We start from the raw sequence: 13,458 nt of genomic DNA, 5'->3' as shown, positions 1-13,458 counted from the left end.
GACTAGCTCTCTTCTTTCTCGGCGGAGCGGCTCTCTGCCGCACCGTCCTGGTCTGTGATCTGTCGGAGCGCGCTCCACCGAGGATCGATGGGAGCGGGGCTCTCTGCACCGGCGCTCTCGGTCAGCCTCTCGCCCGTGTTCGGGTCGAGACCCGGGCAGTCCGGCTGACACACCGGCTGAAATGGAAGCGACAACACGATCGCATCCCTGACCAGAGTTTCAAGATCCACGTGGTCGTCTTGAACTTCGAAGTCAGTTTCTTCCTCACCAGGATACGCGAAAAGCTCCTGGAACTCGACTTCGACAGGCGCAGAGATGTCTGTGAGGCAGCGACCGCATACTCCGGAGTACTCGGAATCAGCCGTTCCCGACACGAGGATCCCCTCGTGGACGGACTCGAGGCGCACGTCGAGATCGAGCGTCTCGCCGGCTTCGACGGTGACGATGCCCTCACCCCACTTCTCGGGGAGTGTCACCTTGAAACGGTGCTCGCGCATCTCTCCGGGCTTCCGGACGATGTCGCGGACGGGGAGGAAGAAGGGGCCGTTCACTCGGGATTTCACCCCGCCATGCTACCCGGCTCAGAGACCGCGGGCTCCGGTGTCGAGGAACGAGGCGACCACGGGCGGCACGAACGGCGAGACGTCGCCTCCGAGGGCTGCGACCTGGCGCACCAGCGAGCTCGACACCATGGCGTGCGACGGATCGGGCAGCAGGAAGACCGTCTCGATGTCGGCGAGGTGGCGGTTGACGATCGCCATCGGCGACTCGTAGGCGACGTCCACCTGCGAGCGGATGCCCTTGACCAGCACCCCGGCGTCGACGTCGCGCGCGTAGTCGACCAGCAGGCCCATGCTCCAGGAGCCGACGATGATGTGCCCCTCGACCCCCGCTTCGGCGATCGACTGCTCCAGCAGGCTCAGACGCTGCGCGATCGGCAGCATCGCCTCCTTGCCGGGGTTGTGCACCACCAGCACGTGCAGCTCGTCGTACAGCCGGGCGGCGCGCGCGATCACGTCGAGGTGGCCCAGCGTGGGCGGGTCGAAGGATCCGGGGACGACGGCGATCCGAGAATTCACTTCGCCTCACTCCGTTCGCTCAGTACAGGCACGCTCTCAGCCTAGGGCACCGCTTCGTCAGTTCTTGCTGAGCGCCGCCCGGTCGGACTCGCTCACCCGTCCCGCGATCGCGACTCGGAGTCCAGAGTGCTCGCGCAGCGTGGGGTCGTCCTTAAGGATGTCAGCCGCGATGTCTCGCGCGTACGCGATGAGTCCCGCGTCTTTGACGACCCGCAGCAGGCGAAGCGATGACTTGACGCCGGCCTGCGCGGCACCCAGCACGTCGCCCTCGCCGCGCAGCTCGAGATCGACCTCGGCGAGTTCGAAGCCGTCGAGGGTCGCGGCGACCGCTTCTACCCGCTCGCGGGCGAGCGATCCTCCTTCAGCCTCTGTCACGAGCAGGCAGAGGCCCGGATGCTCGCCTCGGCCGACGCGCCCGCGCAGCTGATGCAGCTGCGAGACACCGAATCGATCAGCGTCCATGATCACCATCGTCGACGCGTTCGGCACATCCACGCCGACCTCGATCACCGTGGTCGCGATGAGCAGATCGATCTCGCCGCGCGCGACGGCACGCATGACGGCATCTTTCTCGTCCGACGGCATCTTCCCGTGCAGCACCGCTCGTCGCACCCCGCCGAGCACGGGATGCGTCGCCAGCAGCTCGTCAAGCTGCACCACTCCCCACCGGGGGCCCTTGCCCTCGACGTCGGGCGGCGGCTCGTCGCCGGACTCAGCCGAGTCCTTCGTCGTGTCGATCGCCGCGCACACCGCGAACACCTGCCGCCCATCGGCGATCTCCTCGGACGCGCGCGCCCACACCCGCTGGAACCATTCCGGATGCTCGGCGAGCGGCGCGACATGCGTCTTGATCCCGGCGCGCCCCGCGGGCATCGACCGGATCACGGAGGTGTCGAGGTCGCCGAAGACCGTCATCGCGACGGTGCGAGGAATCGGCGTCGCCGTCAGCACGATCGCGTGCGGCGCAGTGCCCTTGGCGCGCAGCATCTCGCGCTGCTCGACACCGAACCGGTGCTGCTCGTCGACGACGACGAGCGCGAGATCGGCGAAGGTCGTCTTCTCGGACAGCAGGGCGTGCGTGCCGATGACGATCAGCGACTGACCGGATGCCACGCGCAGCGCCGCTTTTCTCCGTGCCGGCGCGGACATCTGGCCGGTCAGCAGAGTGGGCATGAGCTCGGCCGCCATGTCGGGGCCGAGCATCTTGGTGATCGAGCGGAGGTGCTGCGCGGCGAGCACCTCGGTCGGGGCGATGAGCGCTGCCTGTCCCCCGGACTCGGCCGTCTGCAGCATCGCCCGCAGTGCGACGAGGGTCTTGCCCGAGCCGACCTCGCCTTGGATGAGCCTGTTCATCGGACGGTCGGCTGCGAGATCCGAGGCGACCTCGGCCCCGACGCGCTGCTGGTCGGGTGTGAGCGTGAAGGGCAGCGTCGCGTCGAACCGCTCGAGCAGCCCCCGGGGCGCGCCGTGCGCGGGGTCGCCGTGAGCGATCGCACCTGGATCCGCTGCTGCAGCAGCGCGGTCTGCAGCACGAGAGCCTCGTGCATGCGCAGTGTGCGCACCGCTGGATCGATGTCTGCTCGGCGCTGGGGCCGGTGGATCGACTCGATCGCCTGCCGCGCGGTCAGCAGACCCTCCCGAGCGCGGATCCCCTCAGAGAGCGGGTCGGGGATGTCGCCGACCTGATCGAGCACAGCGCCGATCACCTTGGCGATCTGCCAGCTCTGCATCGCGGAGGTGGCCGGGTAGATCGGTATCGGCACATCCTGCAGCGCATCAGCCTGCCGGTACGCGCTCTCGGTGTCGTCGAAGAGCTGGTAGTCGGGATGCGCGAACTGCACTCGGTCCTTGAACATGCCGACCTTGCCCGAGAAGATCCCCCGGCGCCCGACCGACAGCTCCTTCTTGCGCCATTCGGCCTGACCGAGGTTCTTCGCGAAGAAGGTCAGCGACATCTGCCCGACACCGTCGCCGATGACGACCTCGAGCATCGCACCGCGACGGTTGCGCATCTCGCGCGCCGTCGCCGACACCACCTCGCCGACGATCGTGACCGTCTCGCCGATCGGAAGCTCGAGGATCGGCGTCAGCTCACCCCGGTCGGCGTATCGACGGGGATAGTGCCCGAGCAGCTCGGCCACCGTCGTCATGCCGAACGCCTTGTCGAGTGTCTTGGCCGTGGACGTGCCGACGGCGGTCGTCAGCGGCGTGTCGAGCTCGAGGGGCATGCTCCGAGTCTAGGGAGAGACGGGGACATCGACCGCCGTGTCGTATCGTGATCGGGTGACGAGGATCATCGCCGGCGCCGCGCGCGGCGCACGCCTGGACGTGCCGGGGGCAGGCACCCGCCCCACCAGCGACCGGGTGCGCGAGTCGCTGTTCGGCGCGCTGGAGTCGATGGATGCCATCGACGGCGCCCGGGTGCTCGATCTGTATGCCGGCAGCGGCGCACTGGGACTGGAGGCCTGGAGCCGCGGCGCCGCGCGGGTCGACCTCGTGGAGATCTCGCGCTCGGCGGCGACGGTCGCCGGACGCAACGCGGGAGTGGTCGCCAAGGCGATGGGGGTCGTGCCCGCGGCGAAGGTGCATCAGAGCGCGGTGCGCCCCTTTCTGTCACGCGCACGGGGCGAGTTCGATCTCGTGTTCACGGATCCGCCCTACGACCTCGACGATGCGGCGATGACGGCCGACCTGACTGCCCTCGCTGCGCTGCTCTCACCGGACGCCGTGGTGGTCATCGAGCGGGGCAAGCGGGCGTCCCCGCCCGACCTCGATGCGGCCGGCCTCGTGCTGCTTCGCGAGAAGGCATACGGCGACACCCGGGTCTGGTGGGCTGAACCCGATCGCCTGGGCACGTGAGCAGCATCCCGCGGAGGCCTCTCACGGAGTAGCGTGCCCGACATGCGCTTCACCTCCTCCACCACTCACGATGACGGGGCGGCAATCGACACGCGCATCGCCGCCGCCGGGCTCTTCGCGGGCAGCTTCGTCCCCCGAGCGACGATGGATGAGGCGCGCCACGTGACGATCCCGCTGCATGTGCTGCTGCAGTGGGACGACGAGGGCAACGATCGTCAGATGGCGCTGGATCTCTTCGATGCGTTCGCGTCGTCGGAGAAGACCCTGTACGCCAACATGGGCGGACACACCGGAGTGCCCGCGTTCGCCGGTGACGATGCCATCCGCTTCTTCATCCGGCATCTCGTGACGTGATCAGCGGCTGTGGTCCCAGTCCCGGTAGGGGTCCCAGCCGGAGTGCTCGACCGGTCGCCCGTCGACGAGCACAGACGCGTGGGAGCGCGCCGTCACGGTGCCCAGGCGCGCGAAGCCGCCAGGCAGCACCCCCGGAGGAAAGGTCGCCAGCAGTCCGTGGTCCTCTCCCCCGCCCAGTGCTCGGCCGCGGTCGCCGCCGAAGGCCACCGCGTCCACCGCTGGGCCTGACAGCGCGATCGTCACGTTCGAGGCATCCGCCAGACGCGAGGCGTCCAGCGCGAGGCCGTCGGAGAGGTCCATCATGGCGGTGGCGCCGGCATCCGCTGCCACCGTCCCGAGGCGCAGCGGCGGCAGCGGGCGCAGCTGTCGGTCCAGGGCATGCTGCTGCACAGCATCCAGAGCCGACCGATCGACCGTCACCGGAGTCGTGCCCTCGCGGAACCGCCCGAACAGCAGTCCGAGTCCGGCTGCTGCGACGCCGAGCTCCCCGGCAACGGCGACGACGTCTCCTGGCCGCGCACCCGCACGAGTGACTGCGGTTCGCCCACCCAGATCGCCCAGAGCCGTGACGGCGATCATGAGCAGATCGGAGACCGTGAGGTCGCCGCCGACCACCGAGCATCCGGGCGCGAGCTGAGCGCAGCACTCGCGGAAGCCGTCGGCCATGGCCTCGATGAAAGACAGGCGCGTATCGGCGGGCACCGCGAGCGAGACGAGAAGGGCCGTCGGCACGGCGCCCATCGCCGCGATGTCGGAGAGGTTCACCGCTGCGGACTTCCAGCCCAGGTCGTACCCGGTCGACCAGGCGAGACGGAAGTCCGGCCCCTCGACCAGCGTGTCGGCGGTCACGACGACAGACCCCGAGGGAGCCGCGACGACGGCGGCGTCATCGCCAGGGCCGAGCACGGCGTGAGAGGCCGGGGCGGTTCGCGCGAGGATCGCGCGGAGCACCTGTCCCTCCGAGAGGTCGCCGATTCGAGGGTCGTCGTCGGAACCGGATGCCATGCCGACAACGGTAGCCTGGAATCATGCTCCGCCGTCTCGCCCTGATCACCTCCGCGGCGGCGATGCTCGCTCTCACCGGGTGCTCGACCACCGTGGCTCTCACCCCCGCCGATGACGCGAACAACCCGGAGTGCGCCGAGGTCACCGTGCGCCTGCCGCAGAGCGTGGCCGAGCAGGATCGCCGATGGACAGACGCCCAGGCGACGGGTGCCTACGGCTCGGACGGACAGACCAGTGTGATCCTCACCTGCGGTGTGACGGTGCCCGGCCCGACCGCCGAATTGCAGTGCGTCACTCTCGAAGGCATCGACTGGCTCGTCGACGAGTCAGACGCACCGAGGATGCGCATGACGACCTACGGCCGCGATCCCGCGGTGCAGGTGTTCGTCGACACCGAGGTCGTCAGCGCCAATCAGGTGCTGACGAGCCCCGGCATCGTCTCGGGTGTGCGGATGATCGACGCCGAGAGCGCGTGCACGGCGCCGGACGAGCTGCCCGAGTAGCAGGCTCTGCGAATTCAGCGTCGCAGGTCCTCAGCGGCGCAGTCCGCCCTCGACGAGCTCGGTGATCAGGTCGCCATAGCTCAGCCCGGACGCGATCCAGCACTTCGGGAACATCGAGATCGGAGTGAACCCCGGCATCGTGTTCAGCTCGTTGACGATGATCTCGCCCTGTGCGGTGACGAACACGTCGACACGGGCCAGGCCCTTGCCGTCGACCGCCTCGAACGCACGCATCCCGATCTGCTGAACGGACGCGATCTCGGCATCCGACATCGCCGCGGGGCAGACCACGTCGACCCCGTCCCCGCCGAGGTACTTGCCTTCGAAGTCGTAGAAGCCGCGCGAGGTGAGCACGATCTCGCCCGGCAGCGACGCGCGCACGCCGTCAGCGGTCTCGAGGATCGCGACCTCGATCTCGCGACCGACGATGCCGGTCTCGACAAGCACCTTCTCGTCTTCCGCGAAAGCGACCGCGAGTGCGGCGTCGAGCTCGCCCAGGTCGGCGACTTTCGAGACGCCGACGCTGGAGCCGGCGCGGGCCGGCTTCACGAACAGCGGGAGCCCGAGTTCGGCGATGGCGGCGCGCAGCGGCGCGGAGTCCTGCTGCCAGGCGCGCTGGCGAACGGTGACCCACGGCGAGACCGCGATCCCGTCGGCCTCGAGCGCGACCTTCATGAAGTGCTTGTCCATGCACAGCGCGGAATCCAGCACCCCGCCGCCGGCGTACGGGATCTCGAGGATGTCGAAGAAACCCTGAATGGTGCCGTCCTCGCCGTGGGTGCCGTGCAGGATCGGAAGGACGACGTCGACGACGCCGAGATCCACCGTCGACCCGTCGGGGGCGACGACACGGAGCACCCGATCGCCGCCGGCATCGGGCCACTGGATTCGGGTGCCGTTGTCGATCACCTCGGGCATGTTCGACGCGTCCAGCGCGAACCTCGCAGGGTCATCCTGCTCGAGCACGAATGCGCCCTCACGGGTGATCCCGACGGGGATGACGTCGTACCTGTCGCGGTCAATCGCCGCCAGCACCCCGCCCGCCGTTGCGGAGCTGATCGAATGCTCGCTGGAACGCCCGCCGAAGAGCACCACCACCGTCTGCTTGTCCATGATTGGTCATCTCCTCCTGAGGAGTGTCGTCGTCGGTGGTCAGGTGCGGGGCGATGTCGCGGGGATCCATGCGCCCGTCGAGCACCATCTTCACCTGCTCCACGATGGGCATGTGCACTTCGGACTCGCTCGCGAGCTGAAGAATGGGAGCCACCGAGGCGAGGCCTTCTGCGGTCTGATTCATCTGCTTCACGACATCGTGGAAGCTGTAGCCCTGACCGAGCAGACGCCCCGCCGTGTTGTTGCGGCTCAGTGGTGACTGGCAGGTCGCGATGAGGTCGCCGAGGCCCGCCAGACCCTGGAGCGTCTCGGGGCGAGCGCCGTTGGCCACGGCGAAGTCGGTCATCTCGACCAGTCCGCGCGTGATGATCGACGCCTTCGTGTTCTCGCCGTACCCGACGCCGTCGACGATGCCGATCGCCACGGCGATGAGGTTCTTCAGCACGCCGCCGAACTCGGTGCCGATGACGTCGGTGTTCACGAACGAGCGGAAGTAGCGGTTACGGGCGGTGCGCGCCACGGCATCCGCCGTCTCCTGGCTGCGGGAGGCGATCACCGCCGCGGTGGGCTGCTCGCGCGCGATCTCGAGCGCGAGATTGGGTCCGGATGCCACCGCGATGCGATCAGGGTCGCACCGCAGCTCCTGCTCGATCACCTGGCTCATGCGCAGGCCGGACGACCGCTCGACGCCCTTCATCAGGCTGATGATCGGGATGTCGCGGCCGGCGAGCAGCGGACGCAGCGCCTTCAGGTTCTCGCGCAGGGTCTGACTGGGCACCGAGAGGTAGACCTGCTCGGCGCCGTCGAGGGCGTGAGCGAGCTCGTGAGTGGCCCGCATGGTGCGCGGCAGGTTGATGCCGGGCAGGTACTTCGAGTTGCGCTTCGCCTCGTCGATCTCGTGGGCGAGCTCGGGCCGGCGGGCCCACATCGTGACCTGGGCGCCGCCGTCCGACAGGATCTTGCCGAAGGTGGTCCCCCAGCTGCCGGCCCCCACGACGGCGACGCGGGTCCCCGAGGGCTGGGGCGTGCGCTTATGAATCAAGGCGACCCGTCTCCTTCTGACCGTGGTCGGCCGGGTTCCAGCGTTTCTCGGGGGCCTTCTCGTCGCGCAGCTCCTCGAGCAGCGCCGTGATGGCGGCCATCAGGCGCTCCGTCGCGGTGTTCAGCACACCGGGGTCGCCGGCGCGGCCGCGCAGATCGGAGAGATCCACCGGGTCGCCGATCAGCACCCGCACCGGCTTGCGCAGCGGCCAGAGGCTGAGGCCCTTCTGATACCGCCCCATGATCGCCTGCGTGCCCCACTGGGCCATCGGGATCAGCGGGATGTCGCCCATCAGGGCGAGCCGCACCGCACCGGACTTGCCGCGCATGGGCCACATCTCGGGATCCCGGGTGAGGGTTCCCTCGGGGTAGACGATGACGCCGCGGCCGTTCTCGACCAGCTCCCGAGACTGGGTGAGCGTCTGCTTCGCCGCCGAGGCCGACGAGGCGCGGGCGACGGGGATCATCCCGGTCCTGCGCAGCACCCAGCCGAGCACCGGGATCCGGAACAGGCTGTCCTTCGCCATGAATCGAGGCAGCCGTCCGGTGCGGTACACCGCGATTGCGACGATCAGCGGGTCGAACTCGGAGTAGTGATTCGGAGCGAGGACGAACGCACCCCTGCGCGGCAGCTTCTCGGCGTCGATCACAGTGATCTTCGCCAGCAATGACACGAGCGGGATGACGATCGCCGCCAGAGGCCAAAAGAGGCTGGGACGGCTCCGTTCAGAGGCGGCCATCAGCTCACCGGACGACGTCGAAGTCCGCGCCGAGGGCGCTCAGCTTGTCGAGGAACTTCTCGTACCCGCGGCTGAGGATGTCGATGCCCGAGACCTGCGACTCGCCCTCCGCGGTCAGCGCGGCGATGACGTGGCTGTAGCCGCCGCGCAGATCGGGGACGACGATGTCTGCCGCGTGCAGCGGCGTCGGGCCGGTGATGACGGCGGCCTGCTCGAGCTCACGGCGCGGCACGCGGCGCGGTCCGTCCTGCAGACCATGCGGGTGCACCTCGATGTCGGCGCCCATCTTGACAAGCGCCTGGGTGAAGCCGAACCGGTTCTCGTAGACGGTCTCGTGCACGATCGAACGACCGGCGGCCTGAGTCAGCGCCACGATGAGCGGCTGCTGCCAGTCCGTCATGAACCCGGGATGCACATCGGTCTCGACGATAACGGGCTTGAGCTCGCCCTCGCGGCGGAAGAGGATGCCGTCCTCCTGCACGTCGAACCAGCCGCCGGCCTTGCGGAACACGTTCAGGAACGTGAGCATCTCCTGCTGCTTGGCCCCGGCGACGAAGATCTCGCCGTCGGTGGCCAGTGCGGCGCACGCCCACGACGCGGCCTCGTTGCGATCGAAGATCGCCCGGTGGTCGTAGCCGCGCAGCGAGTCCACACCTTCGATGAGGATCACGCGGTTGGGCTCGTACGAGATGATCGCGCCCATCTTCTGCAGCACGGCGATGAGATCCATGATCTCCGGCTCGATCGCCGCGTTGCGCAGCTCGGTGACGCCCTTGGCCCGCACAGCGGTCAGCAGCACCTGCTCGGTCGCCCCGACGCTCGGGTAGGGCAGGTGGATGTTCGCGCCCTTGAGGCCGTTGGGGGCCGAGAGGCGGATGCCGCTGGGCTGCTTCTCGACGATCGCCCCGAACTTGCGCAGCGCGTCGAGGTGGAAGTCGATGGGACGGTCGCCGATGCGGCATCCGCCGAGGTCGGGGATGAAGGCCTGACCGAGTCGGTGCAGCAGCGGCCCGCAGAACAGGATGGGGATGCGCGAGGCGCCCGCGTGCGCGTCGATCTCCTCGTAGTGCGCCGACTCGACCTCGCTCGGGTCGAGCACGAGCGAGCCGGGTTCGTCGCCCTCGGTGACGGTCACGCCGTGCACCTCGAGCAGCGAGCGCACGACGGCGACGTCGCTGAGATCGGGCACGTCACGCAGGGTGCTCGCAGTCTCGCCGAGCAGGGTCGCGACCATCGCCTTCGTGGCGAGGTTCTTCGCTCCCTTGACGTCGACGCGCCCGCGCAGCGGCCTTCCGCCGCGGATCGCGAGGACGGATCCGGCTGGGGCCGGAACCCGGTCGTCTACAGCAACTCGCGGCGGTGTCGTCATTCGGGCCTCATCTTCTTCGGGACATCGCGGCGTTCGCCGCGATGTCTGTATCTGTCACGGCGTCTGCCGCAGGGCTTGTGGCCCTGGCCCACGAGCTCCCTGCTCTAGCGAACAGGGAGGGTGCGTGGCCGCCACGACTCGCGGCGGGCCTCGAACTGCGCGATCCTGTCTTCGTTACGCAGCGTGAGCCCGATGTCATCGAGCCCTTCGAGGAGCCGCCATCTAGTGTAATCGTCGATCCCGATGGAGGCCTGGAAGGCGGGCTCCGCGTCGATCCCGACTCCGGGAACGGTGACCGTGCGGGCCTCGAGGTCGACCACGACCTGCCTGCCCGGCTGCTCGTCGATCAACTGCCAGATCCGCTCGATCTCGGGCTCCTCGACTGTTGCGGCGAGCAGGCCCTGCTTACCCGAGTTGCCGCGGAAGATGTCGGCGAAGCGCGACGAGAGCACGACCTTGAAACCGAAGTCGCGCAGCGCCCAGACAGCGTGCTCGCGGCTCGATCCGGTGCCGAAGTCGGGTCCGGCCACGAGCACGGAGGCACCCTGGTACGGTGCCTGGTTGAGCACGAACTCCGGGTCCTGACGCCAGCCGTGGAACAGGGCGTCCTCGAAGCCGGTCTTGGTGACCCGCTTGAGGAAGACCGCCGGGATGATCTGGTCGGTGTCGACGTTCGAGCGCTTCAGCGGCGCCGCGATGCCGGTGTGCGTGGTGAACTTCTCCATCAGTTGCTCGCCTCCAGGTCTGCGGGGCTCGACAGGGTGCCTCGGATGGCGGTCGCGGCCGCGACCAGCGGCGAGACCAGGTGGGTGCGGCCGCCCTTGCCCTGGCGGCCCTCGAAGTTGCGGTTGGATGTCGACGCGCAGCGCTCGCCGGGGGCGAGCTGATCAGGGTTCATGCCGAGGCACATCGAGCATCCGGCGAAGCGCCACTCGGCTCCGAAGGCCTCGACGATCCTGTCGATGCCTTCGGCCTCGGCTTCGATGCGGACCCGCGCCGAACCTGGGACGACCATGACGCGCACGCCGTCGGCCTTCTTCTTGCCCTCGATGATCGACGCGAAGGCACGCAGGTCCTCGATGCGACTGTTGGTGCACGATCCCATGAACACGGCGTCGACCTTCACCTCCTTCAGCGGGGTGCCGGGGGCGAGATCCATGTACTCGAGGGCGCGCTCGGCGGCGGCGCGCTCGTTGGCATCCGCGAAGTCCGCGGGGTTCGGCACCGATGCCGACAGCGAGCTGCCCTGTCCGGGATTGGTGCCCCAGGTGACGAAAGGCTCGAGCTCGTTCGCGTCGATGAACACCTCGGCGTCGAACGCCGCGCCCTCATCCGTCGGCAGCGTGCGCCAGTAGGCGACCGCATCGTCCCAGTCCTGGCCCTGCGGTGCGTGGGGCTTGCCCTTTACGTACGCGAAGGTCGTCTCGTCGGGTGCCACCATCCCGGCGCGGGCGCCCGCCTCGATGGACATGTTGCAGATCGTCATGCGACCCTCCATCGAGAGGGCGCGGATGGCGCTGCCGCGGTACTCGAGCACGTAGCCCTGGCCGCCGCCGGTGCCGATCCTGGCGATGACGGCGAGGATGATGTCCTTTGCGGTCACGCCGGGGCGCAGCGTTCCCTCGACGTTGATCGCCATGGTCTTGAACGGCTTGAGCGGCAGCGTCTGGGTCGCCATCACGTGCTCGACCTCGCTGGTGCCGATCCCGAACGCCATGGCGCCGAATGCACCGTGCGTCGAGGTGTGCGAGTCTCCGCAGACCACGGTGATGCCGGGCATGGTCAGTCCGAGCTGGGGGCCGACCACGTGGACGATGCCCTGCTCCGCATCCCCCAGCGAGTGCAGCCTCACACCGAACTCGGCGGCATTGCGGCGCAGCGTCTCGATCTGGGTGCGGCTGGTGAGGTCGGCGATCGGCTTGTCGATCGCCAGAGTCGGGGTGTTGTGGTCCTCTGTCGCGATCGTCAGGTCGAGACGGCGGAGAGGGCGCCCTTCCGAGCGCAGCCCATCGAACGCCTGCGGGCTGGTGACCTCGTGCACGAGGTGCAGGTCGATGTAGATGAGATCGGGTTCGCCGTTCTCACCCTTGACGACGAGATGGTCGTCCCAGACCTTCTCGGCCAGAGTGCGCGGAGCGGTGCTGCTGGTCATGCGGTGTTTTCCTTAGATGGCTCGAAGAGTCGGCCCATGATGGACTCCGCGACGAGGAAGGCCTTAGATCGAGGTCCCGTCGCGGCTGCTAAGAAGAAGAACCACCCGCCGCATGCCGGTCAGTTTACACGGCATGGACGGGTGGTCCTTCGCACTGTTTCACGCAGCGGAACGGGTCGGGTCAGCTCTCGACGACGGCCTTGCGGTCGCGACGCGACGCGACCAGGCTGGCGATCGTGGCGACGGCCATCGACGCGAAGATGACGCCGAGCGACACCCAGTTGTTGATGTCGGGAGCCCACTCGATCGGGTGACCGCCGTTGATGAACGGCAGCTCGTTCTCGTGCATCGCGTGCAGGATGAGCTTCACGCCGATGAACCCGAGGATGAAGGCCACGCCGTAGTGCAGGTAGCGCAGGCGGTCGAGGAGGTCGCCGAGCAGGAAGTAGAGCTGGCGCAGCCCCATCAGGGCGAACAGGTTCGCGGTGAAGACGATGAACGGGTTCGTCGTGACGCCGAAGATGGCGGGGATCGAGTCGACCGCGAACATCAGGTCGGTGACGCCGAGCGACACGAACACGATGAGCATCGGGGTCCAGATCTTCTTGCCGTTGACGACGGTGCGCACCTTGGGTCCGTCGTACTCGTCGCTGATCGGGATGACCCTGCGGATCTGGCGGACGATGAAGTTCTCGGTCTTCACGTCCTCCTCCTCCTTGTCCGGCATGGCCTGACGGATGGCCGTGAAGACGAGGAACGCGCCGAAGATGTAGAAGATCGGGCTGAGGTGCTCGACGGCCGCGCCGACGATGATGATGAAGATCGCGCGCAGCACCAGCGCGATGATGATGCCGACCATCAGCGCCTCCTGCTGATAACGGCGCGGCACGGAGAACTGCGTCATGATCAGCACGAACACGAACAGATTGTCGATCGAGAGGCTGTACTCCATCGCCCATCCGGTGAGGAAGTCGAGCGAGGATTTCGTGTCGCCGAAGAAGTACAGGGTGACCGCGAAGATCAGCGCCAGGGTGACGTAGAAGCCCACCCACAGGGCCGATTCCTTGGTGGAGGGGATGTGCGGCCGCTTGAGGATGAGCAGAAGGTCAGCGATCAGGATCACGGTGAGCACGATCAGTGACGTGACTTCGAACCAGACGGGAATCAAGGATTGACGCCTTTCGGAGGGTGTGTGATGACCGAAAGTCTCTCCCCGCATGTGTCACATGCGCCGCACGGCCGG

General features: G+C 68.0%; 13 protein-coding genes and 1 pseudogene. 3 read left to right on the top strand and 11 right to left on the bottom strand.

Features of this window, described 5'->3' with window-relative positions; genetic code table 11:
• Positions 1–2 precede the first annotated feature (2 nt).
• The 3 genes and pseudogenes from FVO59_RS13285 to FVO59_RS13275 all read right to left on the bottom strand — a co-directional run bounded on the left by FVO59_RS13285 (position 3) and on the right by FVO59_RS13275 (position 3,307).
• A complete protein-coding gene (locus FVO59_RS13285; protein ID WP_182256829.1) occupies positions 3–551 on the bottom strand; it encodes a YceD family protein in 549 nt (182 codons plus the stop codon).
• Positions 552–581: 30 nt separating this feature from the next.
• The gene (gene coaD / locus FVO59_RS13280; protein WP_182253055.1) at positions 582–1,079 is read right to left on the bottom strand and encodes a pantetheine-phosphate adenylyltransferase; all 498 of its coding nucleotides are present in this window, start codon (positions 1,077–1,079) and stop codon (positions 582–584) included.
• Positions 1,080–1,136: 57 nt separating this feature from the next.
• Positions 1,137–3,307, bottom strand: a pseudogene (locus FVO59_RS13275) (ATP-dependent DNA helicase RecG).
• Between the two features lie 55 nt (positions 3,308–3,362).
• Here FVO59_RS13275 and rsmD point away from each other — a divergent pair.
• Together rsmD and FVO59_RS13265 are read left to right on the top strand one after the other, a co-directional pair.
• Positions 3,363–3,938, top strand: a complete 576-nt coding sequence (rsmD, locus tag FVO59_RS13270) for a 16S rRNA (guanine(966)-N(2))-methyltransferase RsmD (RefSeq protein ID WP_182253054.1) — start codon at positions 3,363–3,365, stop codon at positions 3,936–3,938.
• Between the two features lie 42 nt (positions 3,939–3,980).
• Positions 3,981–4,292: a hypothetical protein gene (locus FVO59_RS13265; protein ID WP_259363242.1), complete on the top strand. Its 312-nt coding sequence runs from the start codon at positions 3,981–3,983 to the stop codon at positions 4,290–4,292.
• Here FVO59_RS13265 and thiL read toward each other — a convergent pair whose 3' ends face one another.
• Positions 4,293–5,297, bottom strand: coding sequence for a thiamine-phosphate kinase (thiL, locus tag FVO59_RS13260; RefSeq protein WP_182253053.1), 1,005 nt, complete (start codon positions 5,295–5,297; stop codon positions 4,293–4,295).
• 23 nt (positions 5,298–5,320) lie between these two features.
• Here thiL and FVO59_RS13255 point away from each other — a divergent pair, with 23 nt between their 5' ends.
• Positions 5,321–5,800: a DUF3515 family protein gene (locus FVO59_RS13255; RefSeq protein WP_182253052.1), complete on the top strand. Its 480-nt coding sequence runs from the start codon at positions 5,321–5,323 to the stop codon at positions 5,798–5,800.
• 30 nt (positions 5,801–5,830) lie between these two features.
• On the opposite strand, the gene FVO59_RS13250 is transcribed toward FVO59_RS13255, so the two are convergent.
• The 7 genes from FVO59_RS13250 to FVO59_RS13220 all read right to left on the bottom strand — a co-directional run bounded on the left by FVO59_RS13250 (position 5,831) and on the right by FVO59_RS13220 (position 13,434).
• The gene (locus FVO59_RS13250; protein ID WP_182253051.1) at positions 5,831–6,913 is read right to left on the bottom strand and encodes a D-alanine--D-alanine ligase family protein; all 1,083 of its coding nucleotides are present in this window, start codon (positions 6,911–6,913) and stop codon (positions 5,831–5,833) included.
• Positions 6,819–7,955 (bottom strand): NAD(P)H-dependent glycerol-3-phosphate dehydrogenase, encoded by a 1,137-nt coding sequence (locus FVO59_RS13245; RefSeq protein ID WP_430736298.1) that lies wholly within the window; start codon positions 7,953–7,955, stop codon positions 6,819–6,821. The genes FVO59_RS13250 and FVO59_RS13245 overlap by 95 nt, the downstream gene beginning before the upstream one ends.
• The gene (locus FVO59_RS13240; RefSeq protein ID WP_182253050.1) at positions 7,945–8,694 is read right to left on the bottom strand and encodes a lysophospholipid acyltransferase family protein; all 750 of its coding nucleotides are present in this window, start codon (positions 8,692–8,694) and stop codon (positions 7,945–7,947) included. The genes FVO59_RS13245 and FVO59_RS13240 overlap by 11 nt, the downstream gene beginning before the upstream one ends.
• Before the next feature lie 4 nt (positions 8,695–8,698).
• Entirely contained in the window at positions 8,699–10,063 is a 1,365-nt protein-coding gene (murA, locus tag FVO59_RS13235; RefSeq protein WP_182253049.1) for a UDP-N-acetylglucosamine 1-carboxyvinyltransferase, read from the bottom strand.
• Between the two features lie 104 nt (positions 10,064–10,167).
• The gene (gene leuD, locus FVO59_RS13230) at positions 10,168–10,788 is read right to left on the bottom strand and encodes a 3-isopropylmalate dehydratase small subunit (protein ID WP_182253048.1); all 621 of its coding nucleotides are present in this window, start codon (positions 10,786–10,788) and stop codon (positions 10,168–10,170) included.
• Positions 10,788–12,215 carry a 3-isopropylmalate dehydratase large subunit gene (gene leuC, locus FVO59_RS13225; RefSeq protein ID WP_182253047.1) on the bottom strand — a complete coding sequence of 476 codons (1,428 nt, stop codon included), beginning with the start codon at positions 12,213–12,215 and terminating at the stop codon, positions 10,788–10,790. The genes leuD and leuC overlap by 1 nt, the downstream gene beginning before the upstream one ends.
• Before the next feature lie 181 nt (positions 12,216–12,396).
• Entirely contained in the window at positions 12,397–13,434 is a 1,038-nt protein-coding gene (locus FVO59_RS13220) for a TerC/Alx family metal homeostasis membrane protein (protein ID WP_182253046.1), read from the bottom strand.
• Positions 13,435–13,458 lie beyond the last annotated feature (24 nt).

The organism is Microbacterium esteraromaticum, from assembly GCF_014084045.1.
Taxonomy (GTDB): Bacteria; Actinomycetota; Actinomycetes; order Actinomycetales; family Microbacteriaceae; genus Microbacterium; species Microbacterium esteraromaticum_D.
This window is presented reverse-complemented; position numbering and strand designations above follow the sequence as displayed.